The sequence below is a fragment of the Leisingera sp. ANG-S5 genome, assembly GCF_000813925.1.
Taxonomy (GTDB): domain Bacteria; phylum Pseudomonadota; class Alphaproteobacteria; order Rhodobacterales; family Rhodobacteraceae; genus Leisingera.
On the sequence record NZ_JWLH01000003.1, the window covers coordinates 94,199 to 109,741 of the forward strand.

Consider the following 15,543-nt stretch of genomic DNA (forward strand, 5'->3'; position numbering starts at 1 on the left):
AAAACCGCAGGAAAGCGGCGAACCGGCAGCTGCATGCCGCAATCGCCGGATCACACGGCTGTGCGCCGCGGATTTCAGGCAGGCATCTGCTGGGTGGCGCAATGGATACCGCCGCCCAGCTCTGCCAGCAGATCGGTGTCCAGCATCACCAGCTCACGCCCGGGATAATGGCGGCGCAGCGCCTCCGCGGCCAGTGCATCGGTGCGTTTGTCGCCGCTTTCAGGCGCGATCAGCCCGCCGTTGCAGACGTAATAGTTCACGTAACTGCACTGGCTGTTCACGTCCCTGATCCGCCCGGCCTCGGGCCAGGGCAGGGTGTCCACCTGAAGGCCCGCCTCCTGCAAGCGCTGCTGCAACTGCCGGGCCGAGGCATCAAAGGGATCATCCGGCACAGGTGCCTCTGCCAGCATCATCAGCACGCGGCCCCCGCCGGAAAAGCGGGCCAGTCCGTCGATGTGGTCATCGGTCACATCCTGGCCCTTGACGCCCTTGCCCCAGATCATCCGGTCGGCGCCATAGGCGGCCAGCAGCGCCCGTTCGATCTGATCGCGGCTCAGACCGGGATTGCGGTTCTTGTTCACCCAGCTGCTTTCGTTCGCCATCAACAGGCCATGGCCGTCCGCCTCCGCCCCGCCGGCCTCGCCCCTGATGCCGCTGTCAAACAGCGGCAAGCCCAGCCGTTCCGCCACCCGTGCAGCGATGCGTTCGTCATTGGGCAGATGGTAGCGGCCCCAGCCGTTGAAATTCAGCTGCCGCAAAGAGAGCTGCCCGCGCCCGTCGCGCGCGAACAGCGGCCCGGAGTCGCGGCACCACAGATCATCCGCAGGGATGTCCCAAAGCTCGACCTTGCCGGACAGCTTGCGCCGGGCGCGGGCGTGTTCCCCCGGCGCGGCCAGCATCACCACCGGCTCAAACGCCGCCACCGTGTTGGCAATCCGCGCAATCTGGTTTTGCACCTGCTTGCGGTAGCGCCCGGTGCCATAGACCTCAGTCGTCACCGGCCATTGCATGAAGGTCAGCTGATGCGGTGCCTCCTCGGGCGGCACCCGGAACCCGTCCTGTGCCATGCCCGGACCTCCCGCAATGGACAGCGCGCCGGCGCCCGCGGCACCGGCCATTGAACCGGCCAGAAACCGGCGGCGGTTAATAGCCGCCGTCCTCATGCCCCTGCTGCCAGGCCTTGGCGAGGTTGCCGAAGCGGGTGAACTGCGCCTCAAACGACAGCTCCACCGTGCCGATAGGACCGTGACGCTGCTTGCCGACGATGACCTCGGCCTTGGCGTGCAGCCGCTCCATCGCCTGCTTCCACTCTTCCATCTTTTCCAGCTCGTGGTCGCCGGGCTTTTCCCGTTCCTTGTAGTATTCCTCGCGGAACACGAACATCACCACGTCGGCGTCCTGTTCGATCGAGCCGGATTCCCGCAGGTCCGACAGCTGCGGGCGTTTGTCTTCGCGGTTTTCCACCTGACGCGACAGCTGCGACAGCGCGATCACCGGGATGTTCAATTCCTTGGCAATCGCCTTCATCCCCATCGAGATTTCGGCAATTTCGTTCACCCGGTTGTCCGACATGCCGCGGCAGAGCTGCAGATAGTCGATCACCAGAAGGTCCAGCCCGTGGGTCCGCTTCAGGCGGCGGGCGCGCGCGGCCAGCTGCGAGATCGGGATCGCGGGCGTGTCATCAATGAACAGCGGGCAGCTTTCCAGATCCTTTGCCGCCTGCACGAAGCGGCGGAATTCGCTTTCGGTCATGTCGCCCTGGCGGATCTTGTGCGAGGAAATCTCTGACGCTTCCGCCAGAATACGCCCCGCCAGCTGCTCGGCGCTCATCTCGAGGCTGAAGAACCCCACCACGCCGCCGTCCAGCGCGCCTTCCGATCCGTCGGGTTTCACCCCGCGTTTATAGGCCTTGGCAACGTTGAAGGCGATGTTGGTCGCCAGCGACGTTTTCCCCATAGAGGGGCGGCCTGCGAGGATAAGAAGGTCCGAGGGATGCAGGCCGCCAAGTTGCTTATCGAGGTCCATCAGGCCCGTCGAGATGCCGGCCATTCCGCCACCCCGCTGATACGCCTCGTTGGTCACATTGACCGCTTCTGTGACGGCCTTCAGGAATGACTTGAAACCACTTTCCGTCTGGCCCTGCTCTGCCAGCTGGTAAAGCGACTGCTCTGCCTCAACGATCTGCTCTTTAGGTTCTGATGCCACGTCAACGCGGCGCGCCTTTTCTGCAATCGACTGACCCAGGGCAATCAGCTCGCGCCGGATCGCCAGGTCGTAAATCATCTGCGCGTAATCCCGCACCGCAAAGGCAGAGATCGACGCGCCCGCGAGCTTGGCCAGATAGGCCGGCCCGCCCAGTTCCTTCAGCCCCTCGTGGTCCTCCAGAAACGCTTTCAGCGTCACTGGCGAAGCCAGCGCGTTCTTGGAGATCCGCGCCGCCGCAACCTCATAGATGCGGGCATGGACCGGGTCATAGAAGTGCGACGAGTCGATGATCAGTGCGATCTTGTCGTAGACCTCGTTGTTGGTCAGGATCGCGCCCAAGAGCTGCTGTTCCGCCTCCACCGAATGCGGCAGCTCGTTGTCCGGCATCGCCTGGTCCGCTTGCGCGGGGGCCGGCAGATGCTCCGGCATCGGGGCGGGGGGCGGCATATCGCCGTCGAAAGGGGTAATCTCGTTCATCACTGCTCTCGTCACTCGGCCCGCTTATACGGTGCCGCGCGGGGTTCTCCTATCTGGGAATCTCTGTGGATTCCCTGTGGATAAAGCCGCAGGGTTTGTGGGCCGTTTACCATAAAAGGCCAGTAAGCCTGTCCTATCCAGGCTACATGATGCGGTGCTGCCTGGGAAGGCCCCAAGATCTGCGCTTCAACCTGCGCGGGAAGCGATTCGTGCCGGGCTTGTCCACAGCCCGGCCTGTAACGCTTTCCCTCGCGTAAGGCGATTGTCCGCCTGTACGGCATCCGGCCTCGGAATGCAGGGCAAACTGCCCGCCCACCGAAGCCGTTGATCTGCTTTACGCTTTATGGGCTTCCTGCCAGGCGCGCGGGTCTTTCAAGAACTTCTCCACTTCGGCCAGCGTCTCCTCGCTGAAGCTCTTCTGCGCCTTGGCTTCGGCCAGAACATCCCACCAGGTGCACAGGTAGTGCAGTTCAACACCGTGGTCGCCCAGGCGTTTGGTGGTTTCGGGGAAGATGTCGTAATAGAAAATCACCGCGGTATGGCCGCAGGAGGCGCCGGTTTCGCGGATCGCATCGACAAAGGACAGTTTGGAACCGCCGTCGGTGGTCATGTCCTCCACCAGCAGCACGCGCTGATCCTCGGTCATCACCCCTTCGATGCGGGCATTGCGGCCGTAGCCCTTGGGCTTTTTGCGGACATAGGTCATCGGCAGCGCCATGCGCTCGGCCACCAGCGCGCCAAAGGGGATGCCGGCGGTTTCGCCGCCCGCAATATTGTCAAACGCCTCGAACCCTGCGTTGCGCATCACGGTCACGGTGAGGAAATCCATCAGCGTGGTGCGGATGCGCGGAAAGGAGATCAGCTTGCGGCAGTCAATGTAGCTGGGCGAGGGCAGGCCGGAGGCCAGCGTGTAAGGCTCATCCGTATTGAAGTTCACCGCGCCGATTTCCAGCAGCATCCGGGCTGACAGGCGAGCGATTTCTTCACGGGAGGGGTATGAGGTGGGGATCATGGTCGGGTCCTTTCAGGCGCCAGGAAAATTCGAATTTTCCTAGCAAATTTCTTCGAAGAAATTTACGGCTCAGCCGCCGGCGGTCCAATAGACCGGGAAGCCCGGATCAAACACCGTAACCGGCCCGTCGCCGCTCTCGATTTTCTCCGGGAAAGCCACCGGCGCCTCACCCTTGGTCAGCGTCAGCGTCTCGCCGCTCACCGGCAGGCCATAGAACGCCGGACCGTTTTCCGAGGCAAAGCCCGCCAGCTTGTCCAGCGCGCCCTCTTCCTCGAACACATGCGCCAAGAGGGACATGGTGTTGGTGGCGGTGAAACAGCCGGCACAGCCGCAGGCGCTTTCCTTGTTGGGGTCGGTGTGCGGCGCCGAGTCGGTGCCGAGGAAATAGCGTTTGTCGCCCGAGGTCGCAGCGGCCCGCAGCGCCAAACGGTGCTCCTCGCGCTTGGCCACCGGCAGACAGTAGTAATGCGGCTTGATGCCGCCCACCAGGATGTGGTTGCGGTTGATGATCAGGTGGTGCGTGGTGATCGTCGCGCCCAGGTCCTTGTCCTGGCTTGCCACGTAATCAGCAGCGTTCTTGGTGGTGATATGCTCCATCACCACGCGCAGGCCGGGGGTGGAGGTGCGGATCGGGTCCAGCACCCGGTCGATGAACACCGCCTCGCGGTCGAAGATGTCGATGTCGTGGTCGGTCACCTCGCCGTGGGTGCACAGCGGCAGGCCGATCTCGGCCATCTTCTCCAGCACCGCGCGGACGTTGTCGAAATTGGTCACGCCGGAGGCCGAATTGGTGGTGGCGCCCGCCGGGTACAGCTTCACCGCTTTGACCAGACCGCTGGCGTGGGCCGCGGCGACATCCGCCGGGTCGGTGTCCTCGGTCAGGTACAGCGTCATCAGCGGCTCAAACGCCATTCCCTCCGGCAGTGCCGCCAGAATGCGGTCGCGGTAGGCCGCGGCCTGCGCCCCGGTCACCACCGGCGGCACCAGATTCGGCATGATGATCGCGCGGCCGAAATGGCGGGCGGTTTCGGGCAGCACGGCCTGCAGCATGGCGCCGTCGCGCAGGTGCAGGTGCCAGTCATCGGGGCGGGGGATGGTCAGCGTCTGGGTCATGCGCGTGCGTTAGCACATGGCGGCGGGGAAACAAAGCGGCTGAATGCGCCCGCCCGCCGCCCGCTCAGCGTTTTTCCGGGATCCTGAATTCACCGCTCTCGGCGCGCTTCTTCATCTCTTCCAGGCGGCGGCGGAACCGCGGTGCCCGCATCCGCTCCGTCACATTGCGGCACAGCAGCGCCATCAGCACCCCGCGGTCCTCCCGCTCCAGCCGCCCCAGGAGGTTGCGCAGGAAGAAGGAGTTGTTGCGGCGGCTTCTGAACAGCTTGTAGAAAGCGGCGCCCGTCAGCTTGCCGCTGCCCGCCAGCGACAGGATGTGATAAAGCATCTCCATCTCGATCAGCCGGGTCTGCACCGCGCCGCCCATATTGGTGGCCCGCAGCCGGGTCACGTTCTTGCGGGCAAACAGCGCCCCATGCATCGCGTCCAGCCGCTCATATGGGTCATAGATCACAAAGGCCTGGCCCGCCGCATCCAGCATGTCCGGCGCATAGCCGTAGCGGTCGGTGAAGGACAGCCGCCGGTTCTCGGTGAAACGGTCGTCCCATTCGGTCATCCGCGGATCCAGCGTCGCCTGCGGCTGAACCGCCACCACGGTGGCACCGGGCGAAGCCACCGAATAGGCCGCCGCCGCATAGCCGCAGGGGCCTGCGCCGTAGAAGATCACATTGTCGAATTCATCAAAGAACCCGTCGTCGATCAGCTGGTCGAAAAAGCCGTAAATGCGCCCCTCGCGGAACCAGGTGTCGCCGTCAGAGACCACGCACATATGCGACCAGCCCAGGTTCTTCACCAGATCAAAGCCCAAGGGCTGCGCCTGATCCGACAGGTTGTGGATGCCCTGCATGGTCTCAAACGTCACCAGAAGGGTGTTGCCCTGGTCGATGAAGGTGGCGAAATGCTTGTCGCCCAGCGGCTGATACATGCCATGCTCTTCCGCCAGCGCCGCCATCCGGGCCTTCCATTGCGGCGGTTTCAGACCGGAGAGGTCCTCATCCAGATTTTCGAGTCCGTCCTGCATTACAGCCACCTTTGATACCCCCGGTACGCCTAACGGCGGATTTGTTAATTTACGGTTAGGTGACAAATAAGGCTAAAATTGGAAAAACTAGGGCCGCTTTGCTGTCTGGGACCGGGCTATCGGCGGGCATCTGCCCGCTTGCCTGGCCCGTAACTGCGCCCTCAATCCTGCAGTTTTCCGCTTTCCGCCGCCAGCCCCAGCATCGCAAAGCGGCGCATCTCCGCGCCCTCCGCCGCCGTCAGCACCCGCGCAGGCGGTGTCATCAGCAGGCGGGCAAACAGCGCCCGGTTTTCCTCCGCCAGCATCAGTTCCTTGAACCGGGCCTTGCGCCAGGCCACCGCAGCGCCGTGCAACCGGGCCAGGTCCGCGTCTGCCATCAGCTCCGCCTGCAGTGCCGCGCGTGCGGGCGCACAACGGGCTATCGAGCGGTCTTCACAGGCCGCATAGTTGCGCTCCACCCAGTAATCCATGCCCAGCCGCGCCTGCCGGTTCACCCGGCCGCGGTCCGCCTTCAGCACATAACTCTCCATCGCACCCAAAGGGTAATGGTTCAGCTGCGCCAGGCGGTAATTCGGCTGGCCGTAATCGGAAAACAGCCGCTTGGTCTTGAAGTCCCCGCCCAGCTCGCGCCCTTCGCAATCGAACCAGCGATAGCGCTCCAGCCGCGCCTTGTCGCGGATGCTGCGGGGCCGGTGCACACCGCATTTCCCATAAGTGCCGTTGTTGCGGTACAGCGTCTTGAACATCACCGCCCGCCAGGGCCAGTGGATCACCTCGGGTGCGCAGCACGTGAACTGCTCCGTCACCGGTCGGTCCTCGAACTGCACCACACCGCCATTGCCGAACAGCCGCCACGTGAGGGTGATGGCATCCGCATCCGGCAGCGCCGCCAGCAGGTCCGCCACCGTGCCATCGCCGGTCTTGATGCAGGGAAACTCGTCAATATCCGCGACCAGCACCCAATCCGCGGCTTTCATCAGCGGATGCTTGTCGGCCACCTTCAGCGCGGTGAATTGAATACCCTCGCTGCCATATGGCCCGTCGTTGCGCACATGCGCCAGCTGACCCATTGCCTCCAGACGGTCCAGCATGTGATCCGTGCCGTCCTGGCAATCGTTGGAAAACACCAGGAAATCGGTGAAGCCGGCGGCGCGGTAATGGGCAAGCCATTCCAGCAGAAACGCACCCTCGTTGCGCACGCAAAGGACCGCCAGCACCCGCATCGTCACACCCGCCCGCAGCGCAGCGCTGCCGGTTGAAACCGCATGTAGGGGGTCTTGCTCATGCCTCAGCCTTCTTTGCTTTGCCGCCAGTCTTACCCGAAGGCGGCAGCGATACAAACCTTTGCGTGCCACTGCAGGGCCGCAGCGTCGCGGCCAGCCGCCGCTTGACCGATGCGCCCGCCCATGGCCTGTTGGGCGGGGTTAGGGGAGGCTCCGCATGCAGGCACAATCCATCGAACAGGTGCAAGAGCTGCTGTCGCAGCAGGGCTACGTCTGCGGCCGGGCGCTGGCCACCGTTGTGTTCCTGTCGCTGAAACTGGGCCGCCCGCTGTTCCTGGAGGGTGAGGCCGGCACCGGCAAGACCGAGATCGCCAAGGCGCTGGCCGCCAGCCTCGGCCGCCGTCTGATCCGCCTGCAATGCTACGAAGGTCTGGATGCCGCCAGCGCCGTCTATGAATGGAACTTCGCCGCCCAGATGGTCGCCATCCGCACCGCCGAGGCCGCTGGCAGCGCCGACCGCGCCGCGCTTCAGAATGAGTTGTTCTCCGCCGACTACCTGATCGAACGCCCGCTGTTGCAGGCGATGCGCCCGGACGAACACGGCGCCCCCGTCCTGCTGATCGACGAGCTGGACCGCACTGACGAACCGTTCGAGGCTTTCCTTCTGGAGGCGCTCAGCGACTTTCAGGTTACTATCCCGGAACTCGGCACCATCCAGGCGCCGGAGCCGCCGATTGTCATCCTCACCTCAAACCGCACGCGCGAGGTGCATGACGCCCTCAAACGCCGCTGCCTCTACCATTGGGTCGACTACCCCGATTTCCAGCGCGAGCTTGACATCCTGTACGCCCGCGCGCCCCAGGCCAGCGAACAGCTCAGCCGCGAGATCGTCGCCTTCGTGCAGTCCTTGCGCACCGAGGATCTGTTCAAGAAACCGGGCGTTGCGGAAACCATCGACTGGGCCAACTGCCTCTTGGCACTCGATGTCATCGCCCTCAGCCCCGAGGTGATCGCCGACACCCTTGGCGCGATTCTGAAATACCAGGACGACATCACCCGCCTGCACGGTTCCGAGGCCAAGCGCATCCTCGACCAGGCCAAGGCCAGCCTGGACGCGGCCTGATGCTTCATCTTTCTGGAAATACTCCGGGGGTATGGGGGCAGCGCCCCCATGAGCGCTAGTGCCTGACTACCCGCCGCTCACCCTGCCGGACGACCCCAAGCTGCTCCGCAACATCACCCATTTTGCCCGCGCTCTGCGCAAGGCAGGGCTGCCCATCGGCCCGGGCCGGGTGCTGGATGCGGTGCGCGCGGTGGCGGCTGCGGGCTTTACCAGCCGGCAGGACTTCTACTGGGCCTTGCACGCCTGTTTCGTCACCAAGCCGGAACAGCGGGTGGTGTTTGCCCAGGTCTTCCGCCTGTTCTGGCGTGATCCGCGGTATCTGGAGCAGATGATGGCCGCGATGCTGCCCGCGATCCGCGGCGTGCAGGAGGAGCGCCCCGCCAAGCCCGCCGAGAAACGCGCGGCAGAGGCACTGCTGGACGGCATGCTGGAGCAGCCGGAGGTTCCGGAAGCGGAGCCGGAAGGAACGGAGATCGAGATCGACGCCTCCCGCACCATGTCGGCGGAGGAACGCCTCAGGACGCTGGACTTCGAACAGATGAGCACGGCAGAGATTGCCGCGGCCAAGCGCATTCTGGCGCAGCTGAAATTGCCGGTGACGCCGATCCAGTCCCGCCGCCTGATGGCCGCGCCGCGCGGGCAGCGGGCCGACTGGCGCCGCACCTTACGCAATGCGGCGCGTCAGGGCGGCGATCTGCAGCAGATCGCCCGCGCCAAGCGCCGCATCCGCTGGCCCAATCTGGTGGTGCTCTGCGACATCTCCGGCTCGATGAGCCAGTACAGCCGCATCATCCTGCATTTCCTGCACGCCGCGGCAAATGCAAAGGGGCAGGGCTGGGCACGGGTACACGGCTTCACCTTCGGCACCCGCCTGACCAACATCACCCGGCATCTGCAGCAGCGCGATGTGGACGCGGCGCTGGCCGCAGCGGGGGCAGAGGCGCAGGACTGGGAGGGCGGCACCCGGATCGGCGACTGCCTGCACGCCTTCAACCGCGACTGGTCGCGGCGCGTCATGGGGCAGGGCGCAGTGGTGCTGCTGATCACCGACGGGCTGGACCGCGGCGACCCCGAGGGCCTTTCACGCGAAATGCAGCGCCTGCAGCTGTCGTCGCGCCGCCTGATCTGGCTGAACCCTTTGCTGCGCTGGGACGGCTTTGCCCCCAAGGCGCAGGGCATCCGTGCGATGCTGCCCTACACGGACAGCTTCCGCGCCGGCCATTCCATCGCTTCGCTGCAGGACCTGGCACAGGTGATTTCCAGCCCGTCGGACGCGGGCGAGAAGGCACGGCTGATGGCGCTGCTCTGAGACGCATGCCGCTTGAAACCAGCGCCGTAAGCGCCGATGTTTGAACGCAAACCCACCCGACACCGGAAGGCCCGCCGATGCAGATCATGACCCCCTTTGAGCACGCCCCGGAAACCGCGCTGGACTGGCACCGTTCCGGCACCGGCGCTGCGCTGGCCACCGTGGTGCAGACCTGGGGCTCCGCCCCGCGCCGCACCGGGTCGCAGCTGGTTGTGTCCGGGGAGGGGCAGATCGAGGGCTCGGTCTCCGGCGGCTGCGTCGAAGGCGCGGTGGTGGGCGAGGCGCTGGAGGCGCTGCAGGACGGCCAGCACCGGCTCTTGGAATTCGGCGTCAGCGACGAGGACGCCTTTGCCGTCGGCCTCGCCTGCGGCGGCACCATCAAGGTGCTGGTGGAGCCGGTGGGCTCTGCCCTGCCGGTGGAAATTCTGGAGGAGCTGGTGGCGGCCCGCGCCAGCCGCACCCCTGTTGCCTATGAGGTGAACCTCGCCACCGGCGCCCGCCATCTCACCCGCACAGAATACCCGGACCGCATGCGCATGGACCGCTCCGGGCTGGAAGACGACGGCGAGACCTTCGTGGCGGTCCACAACCCGCCCCTGCGGCTGGTGGCAGTGGGCGCAGTCCACATCACCCAGGCGCTGGTGCCGATGGCGCGGATTGCAGGTTATGATCCGGTTATCATCGACCCCCGCGCGGCCTTCGCTTCTCCTGAGCGTTTCCCCGGCGAAACCCTGATGGACGACTGGCCGGATGAGGCGGTCGCAAAGCTGGGGCTGGATACCCGCACCGCGCTGGTGCTCCTGACCCACGACCCGAAACTGGACGACTCGGCGCTGGAGGCAGCTCTCAGCGCTGATGTGTTCTATATCGGTGCGCTGGGCAGCAAGAAGACCCATGCCGCCCGTGTGGCGCGGATGCAGGAGGCCGGGTTCAATGAAGACCAGATCAACCGCATTCATGGCCCCATCGGCCTCGACATCGGCGCCGCCAGCCCGGCGGAAATTGCCGTTTCGATCCTGTCGGAAATGACCGCCGTCCTGCGCGGCAAGCAGCCATGAGGTTTGGCCCGGTCCCCTTGGATGACGCGCAGGGCGCCATCCTCGCGCATTCCCTGCAGGGCGCCAGCGGCAAGATCGCCAAGGGCACGGTGCTGAGCGCAGACGACCTCGCGGACCTTTCTGCCGCGGGCCATGACACGCTGACCGTTGCCCGGCTCGACCCTGCCGACCTGCACGAGGATGCGGCAGCAGAGGCGCTGGCAAACGCACTGGTGCCGGACCCGTCCGCGCAGGGCATCCGGATTTCCGGCGCCGGCACCGGACGGGTGAACCTCTATGCCACCGGCGCCGGGCTGGTGCGGCTGGACCGGGACAGGCTGGCGGCGGTGAACGCGGTCGATCCGATGATCACCGTCGCCACCGTGCCGGACTATCACCGGGCCGATGCGCGCGGCATGCTGGCCACGATCAAGATCATTTCTTATGGCGTGCCGGCCGATGCCATCCGCCGTGCCAGCGAGGGGGCAGGGGATGCGATCCGGGTGCTGCCGCCGGTCCTCTCTTCCGCCACGCTGATCGAAACGGCAGTCACGGAAGACACCCCCCCGGACAAGGGCCGTGCCGCGATGGCGGGGCGGCTGCACCGGCTGGGGATCACCCTGTCGCCGCGGGTGGTGGTGCCGCACCGCGAGGCGGAACTGGCTGAGGCCATTGCTAACGCGCCGGGGCAGCTGCTGCTGATCCTCACCGGCTCCGCCACCTCCGACCCTCACGACGTCGCGCCGCAGGGGCTGAGGCAGGCAGGCGGCACGGTGACTCGTTTCGGCATGCCCGTGGACCCCGGCAACCTGCTGTTCCTGGGCAAGCACCAGGACAGGGTGGTGATCGGCCTGCCCGGCTGCGCCCGCTCTCCGGCCCTCAATGGCGCCGACTGGGTGCTGGAGCGGGTGATCTGCGGTCTGCCTGTCAGCTCCGCCGATATTGCCGCCATGGGCGTCGGCGGGCTGCTCAAGGAAATTCCCACCCGCCCGATGCCGCGCCGCGATGCAGAAGGCTGAATGCGGCGCTGCAGCGCGGGATTTGTGACGCAAGGTCACAACCATGGGTAAGCGGCTCTGACGCGAATTTGCGCTGCATCCCCGCCGGAAAACACTTCGCGGAAGGCTGGCGGCGTGCTTAACTCCCCCCAGCCAGACAAAAACAAGCTAAAGGGAGGGTACTATGGCCAAGGTCTCCATGACCGTGAACGGCAAGGCTGCCAGCGGCGACGTTGAAGGGCGCACGCTGCTGTCATCATTCCTGCGCGAGCAGCTGGGGCTCACGGGCACCCACGTGGGCTGCGACACCAGCCAGTGCGGCGCCTGCGTGGTGCATGTGGATGGCAAGGCGGTGAAAGCCTGCACCATGCTGGCGCAAGAGGCCGAAGGCGCCGAGGTTGCCACCATCGAAGGGCAGGCCAATGCCGACGGCTCTTTGAACACGATCCAGCAGGCGTTCCAGGACCATCACGGCCTGCAATGCGGTTTCTGCACGCCGGGCATGGTGATGTCGGCAGCAGCGCTCCTGAAGGACAACCCCAAGCCCACAGAGGCGGAGATCCGCGACTACTTGGAAGGCAACCTGTGCCGCTGCACCGGCTACCATAATATCGTCAAGGCGATCATGGCGGCCTCGGGACAGGATGTATCCAGCATAGCGGCGGAATAACCGGACGACCCCAGGCCGGCATCCGGCCTGAGCTGAACAAGGAGTGACTGACAAAGAGGTGCGCCACGGCAGCACCCTCCAGGGAGGAAGACCAGACATGCCCAAGGATAACGGCATCGGCGCCAGCCCCAAGCGGCGCGAGGACGTGCGGTTCCTGACAGGAGCCGGAAACTATACCGACGACATTAACGTGAACGGCCAGGCCCATGTGCATTTCCTGCGCGCCGATGTGGCCCATGCGACCATCAATTCCATCGACACATCCGCGGCTGAGGCGATGCCCGGCGTGGTGAAGATCTTCACCGGCGCCGATTTCGCCGAGGTGGGCGGCATCCCCTGCGGCTGGGGCGTGACCGACCGCCACGGCAACCCGCAGCAGGAGCCGCGCCACCCGATCATCGCGCATGATACGATCCGCCACGTGGGCGAGATCGTCGCTGCCGTGGTTGCGGACACGCTGGAACAGGCCCGCGATGCGGTGGAAGCGATTGAGCTAAGCCTCAGCGACAAGCCCGCGGTGGTCAACATGGGGGCCGCTCTGGCAGACAGCAGCCCAAAAGTGCATGAGGATCTGACCTCAAACCTCTGTTATGACTGGGTGTTCGGCAATCCCGACGACGACGCGGTGCAGGCGGCCTTTGACAGCGCCGCCCATGTGACAACGCTGGAGCTTGTCAACAACCGCCTGGTCGCCAACCCGATGGAGCCGCGCGTGGCCATCGGCGATTACAGCCGCGCCACGGATGAGCACACGCTCTATACCACCAGCCAGAACCCGCATGTGATCCGCCTGCTGATGTGCGCCTTTGTGCTGGGCCTGCCGGAGCACAAGGTGCGGGTGATCGCGCCGGATGTGGGCGGCGGCTTCGGCTCCAAGATCTTCCACTACGCCGAGGAAGCCTTCTGCACCTTCGCCGCCAAGGCCTGCGGCCGGGCAGTGAAATGGACCTCGACCCGGGCAGAGGCGTTCATCTCCGACGCCCATGGCCGCGACCATGTGACGAAGATTGAGCTGGCGCTGGATGCAGACAACAACTTCACCGCGCTGCGCACCAACACGATGGCCAATATGGGCGCGTATCTCTCGACCTTCTCCACCTCGGTGCCCAGCTACCTGCATGGCACCCTGATGGCCGGAAACTACAAGACGCCCATCGTGCAGGTGAACGTGAAAACGGTCTTCACAAACACGGTGCCGGTGGATGCCTACCGCGGTGCCGGCCGGCCGGAGGCGACTTATCAGCTGGAGCGGGTGATCGACAAGGCCGCGCGCGAGCTGGGCGCCGACCCGATTGCCCTGCGCCGCCAGAACTTTATCACCGAGTTCCCCTATGAAACCCCGGTGGCGCTGACCTACGACACCGGCGATTACGCGGCGACGATGGACAAGCTGGAGCAGGTCGCCGATGTGGCAGGCTTCGCCGCCCGCCGCGCCGAAAGCGAGAAAAACGGCAAGCTGCGCGGCTTTGGCATCAACTGCTATATTGAGGCCTGCGGCATCGCACCGTCCAACATCGTCGGCATGCTGGGCGCCCGGGCGGGGCTGTATGACGCGGCGACGGTGCGGGTGAACGCCACCGGCTCCATCAGCGTGATGGTCGGCGCGCATTCCCACGGGCAGGGGCATGAAACCTCCTTCCCGCAAGTAGTCGCCGACATGATCGGCATTGATGAGAGCATGGTCGATATCGTGCATGGCGACACCGGCCGGGTGCCGTTCGGCATGGGCACCTACGGCTCGCGCTCCATTGCGGTTTGCGGCTCGGCCATGGTGCGGGCGACCGAGAAGATCATCAGTAAGGCCAAGAAGATTGCCGCCCATCTGATGGAGGCCTCGGACGCCGATATCGAGCTGAAGGACGGCCAGTTCACCGTTGCGGGCACCGACAAGTCGGTGGCCTGGGGCGATGTCTGCCTGACCGCCTATGTCCCTCACAACTACCCGCTGGAGGAGCTGGAACCGGGGCTGGAGGAGACCGCGTTCTATGACCCGGCGAACTTCACCTATCCGGCTGGCGCCTATGCCTGCGAGGTGGAGGTGGACCCCGACACCGGCAAGGTCAGCATCGAACGGTTCGCGGCGGCGGACGATTTCGGCAATATTATCAACCCGATGATCGTTGACGGTCAGGTCCATGGCGGGCTGGGGCAGGGCATTGGCCAGGCGCTGCTGGAGAACGCCGCCTATGACGAGGACGGCCAGCTCTTGTCGGCCTCCTTCATGGACTACGCGATGCCCCGGGCCGATGACGTGCCGTTCTACCAGGTGGACCATTCCTGCCAGACCCCCTGCACCCATAACCCATTGGGCGTGAAGGGCTGCGGTGAGGCCGGCGCCATCGGCTCGCCGCCGGCGGTGGTCAATGCGGTGATCGACGCGCTGCAGTCGGGCGGCAAGAACGTGGCCCACATTGACATGCCGCTGTCGCCTGCGCGGGTCTGGGCGGCGATGAACGGGTAAGGGCTCATGGGGGCGCTGCCCCCATACCCCCGGAGTATTTTCGGAAAGATGAAAGCCGGCGGGCCGGTTTTCAGAAAGGATACGAAATGTATGAATTCGAATTCGAGAAGCCCTCAACCGTTGCTGAAGCGGTTGCCGCGCTGGCGGATGAGGACGCGCAGGCGCTGGGCGGCGGGCAGACGCTGATCCCGACGCTGAAACAGCGGCTGGCGATGCCGTCGAAACTGGTCTCCCTCAGCGGCATTCCGCAGCTGAAGGAGCTGAGTGACAATGGCGGCATGCTGACCATTGGCGGCGCAGTCACCCATGCAGAAGTGGCCGCTGCCGCGGCGGACAGCTATCCGGCGCTGGCGGAACTGGCCAGCCATATTGGGGACCCGGCGGTCAGGAACCGCGGCACCATCGGCGGTTCGCTGGCCAACAACGACCCGGCGGCCTGTTATCCGGCGGCGGCGCTGGGCAGCGGTGCGACCATCGTCACCAACGCCCGCGAGATCACTGCCGATGACTATTTCCGCGGCCTGTTCGAGACTGCGCTGGAAGAAGGCGAGATCATCACCGCAGTGCGATTCCCGGTGCCGGAAAAGGCCAATTACCAGAAGTTCCTGCAGCCCGCATCGCGGTTTGCCCTGGTGGGCGTCTTTGCGGCGAAATATGCGGCGGGCGTGCGGGTGGCTGTCACCGGAGCGTCAGAGGAGGGCGTGTTCCGCTGGCATGAGGCCGAGGCGGCGCTGGATGCCAATTTCGCACCGGACGCGCTGGACGGGCTGAGTGTGGATGCCGGCGGCATGATCGGTGATCTGCATGGCACCAAGGAATACCGCGCCCATCTGGTTGGGGTGATGGCAAAACGCGCGGTGGCCGCAGCGGGCTGAACCGCCGCAAGCTAAAGAC

Annotated in this window: 13 protein-coding genes; 7 read left to right on the forward strand and 6 right to left on the reverse strand. The window is 65.2% G+C overall.

Annotated elements, in window-relative coordinates; genetic code table 11:
* Positions 1-74: 74 nt before the first annotated feature.
* From RA25_RS05160 to RA25_RS05185, 6 genes are all read right to left on the reverse strand, one after another.
* Positions 75-1,067: an agmatine deiminase family protein gene (locus RA25_RS05160; protein ID WP_241477364.1), complete on the reverse strand. Its 993-nt coding sequence runs from the start codon at positions 1,065-1,067 to the stop codon at positions 75-77.
* A gap of 76 nt (positions 1,068-1,143) precedes the next feature.
* Positions 1,144-2,682 carry a replicative DNA helicase gene (locus RA25_RS05165; protein ID WP_019295931.1) on the reverse strand — a complete coding sequence of 513 codons (1,539 nt, stop codon included), beginning with the start codon at positions 2,680-2,682 and terminating at the stop codon, positions 1,144-1,146.
* A gap of 334 nt (positions 2,683-3,016) precedes the next feature.
* Entirely contained in the window at positions 3,017-3,694 is a 678-nt protein-coding gene (locus RA25_RS05170; protein WP_019295930.1) for an orotate phosphoribosyltransferase, read from the reverse strand.
* 69 nt (positions 3,695-3,763) lie between these two features.
* Positions 3,764-4,807: a dihydroorotase gene (gene pyrC, locus RA25_RS05175; RefSeq protein ID WP_039170601.1), complete on the reverse strand. Its 1,044-nt coding sequence runs from the start codon at positions 4,805-4,807 to the stop codon at positions 3,764-3,766.
* A gap of 64 nt (positions 4,808-4,871) precedes the next feature.
* Positions 4,872-5,828 carry a hypothetical protein gene (locus RA25_RS05180; RefSeq protein WP_039145475.1) on the reverse strand — a complete coding sequence of 319 codons (957 nt, stop codon included), beginning with the start codon at positions 5,826-5,828 and terminating at the stop codon, positions 4,872-4,874.
* A 161-nt stretch (positions 5,829-5,989) separates the two neighbouring features.
* Entirely contained in the window at positions 5,990-7,051 is a 1,062-nt protein-coding gene (locus tag RA25_RS05185; protein WP_082023040.1) for a glycosyltransferase family 2 protein, read from the reverse strand.
* Positions 7,052-7,268: 217 nt separating this feature from the next.
* On the opposite strand from RA25_RS05185, the gene RA25_RS05190 reads away from it, so the two are divergent.
* The 7 genes from RA25_RS05190 (at position 7,269) to RA25_RS05220 (ending at position 15,524) form a co-directional block, all read left to right on the forward strand.
* Positions 7,269-8,174 (forward strand): AAA family ATPase, encoded by a 906-nt coding sequence (locus RA25_RS05190; protein WP_039170602.1) that lies wholly within the window; start codon positions 7,269-7,271, stop codon positions 8,172-8,174.
* Positions 8,175-8,232: 58 nt separating this feature from the next.
* Complete coding sequence (locus RA25_RS05195) at positions 8,233-9,483, forward strand: vWA domain-containing protein (RefSeq protein WP_039170603.1); 1,251 nt, start codon at positions 8,233-8,235, stop codon at positions 9,481-9,483.
* An 86-nt stretch (positions 9,484-9,569) separates the two neighbouring features.
* Positions 9,570-10,541: an XdhC family protein gene (locus tag RA25_RS05200; RefSeq protein WP_039171201.1), complete on the forward strand. Its 972-nt coding sequence runs from the start codon at positions 9,570-9,572 to the stop codon at positions 10,539-10,541.
* On the forward strand, positions 10,538-11,539 hold the full coding sequence (locus tag RA25_RS05205) for a molybdopterin-binding protein (RefSeq protein ID WP_039170604.1): 1,002 nt from the start codon (positions 10,538-10,540) through the stop codon (positions 11,537-11,539). The genes RA25_RS05200 and RA25_RS05205 overlap by 4 nt, the downstream gene beginning before the upstream one ends.
* 163 nt (positions 11,540-11,702) lie before the next feature.
* Entirely contained in the window at positions 11,703-12,188 is a 486-nt protein-coding gene (locus tag RA25_RS05210; RefSeq protein WP_019295922.1) for a (2Fe-2S)-binding protein, read from the forward strand.
* Between the two features lie 97 nt (positions 12,189-12,285).
* On the forward strand, positions 12,286-14,649 hold the full coding sequence (locus RA25_RS05215) for a xanthine dehydrogenase family protein molybdopterin-binding subunit (RefSeq protein ID WP_039170605.1): 2,364 nt from the start codon (positions 12,286-12,288) through the stop codon (positions 14,647-14,649).
* An 86-nt stretch (positions 14,650-14,735) separates the two neighbouring features.
* Positions 14,736-15,524 (forward strand): FAD binding domain-containing protein, encoded by a 789-nt coding sequence (locus tag RA25_RS05220; RefSeq protein WP_039145483.1) that lies wholly within the window; start codon positions 14,736-14,738, stop codon positions 15,522-15,524.
* Positions 15,525-15,543 lie beyond the last annotated feature (19 nt).

Excerpts from the sequence above, each read along its gene's own strand:
- RA25_RS05190 (WP_039170602.1), top strand. The coding sequence starts at position 7,269 with ATGCAGGCACAATCCATCGAACAGGTGCAAGAGCTGCTGTCGCAGCAG.
- RA25_RS05210 (WP_019295922.1), top strand. The coding sequence starts at position 11,703 with ATGGCCAAGGTCTCCATGACCGTGAACGGCAAGGCTGCCAGCGGCGAC.
- RA25_RS05220 (WP_039145483.1), top strand. The coding sequence starts at position 14,736 with ATGTATGAATTCGAATTCGAGAAGCCCTCAACCGTTGCTGAAGCGGTT.
- pyrC (WP_039170601.1), bottom strand. The coding sequence starts at position 4,807 with ATGACCCAGACGCTGACCATCCCCCGCCCCGATGACTGGCACCTGCAC.
- RA25_RS05165 (WP_019295931.1), bottom strand. The coding sequence starts at position 2,682 with ATGAACGAGATTACCCCTTTCGACGGCGATATGCCGCCCCCCGCCCCG.
- RA25_RS05200 (WP_039171201.1), top strand. The coding sequence starts at position 9,570 with ATGACCCCCTTTGAGCACGCCCCGGAAACCGCGCTGGACTGGCACCGT.
- RA25_RS05160 (WP_241477364.1), bottom strand. The coding sequence starts at position 1,067 with ATGGCACAGGACGGGTTCCGGGTGCCGCCCGAGGAGGCACCGCATCAG.
- RA25_RS05185 (WP_082023040.1), bottom strand. The coding sequence starts at position 7,051 with ATGCGGGTGCTGGCGGTCCTTTGCGTGCGCAACGAGGGTGCGTTTCTG.
- RA25_RS05215 (WP_039170605.1), top strand. The coding sequence starts at position 12,286 with ATGCCCAAGGATAACGGCATCGGCGCCAGCCCCAAGCGGCGCGAGGAC.
- RA25_RS05205 (WP_039170604.1), top strand. The coding sequence starts at position 10,538 with ATGAGGTTTGGCCCGGTCCCCTTGGATGACGCGCAGGGCGCCATCCTC.
- RA25_RS05180 (WP_039145475.1), bottom strand. The coding sequence starts at position 5,828 with ATGCAGGACGGACTCGAAAATCTGGATGAGGACCTCTCCGGTCTGAAA.
- RA25_RS05170 (WP_019295930.1), bottom strand. The coding sequence starts at position 3,694 with ATGATCCCCACCTCATACCCCTCCCGTGAAGAAATCGCTCGCCTGTCA.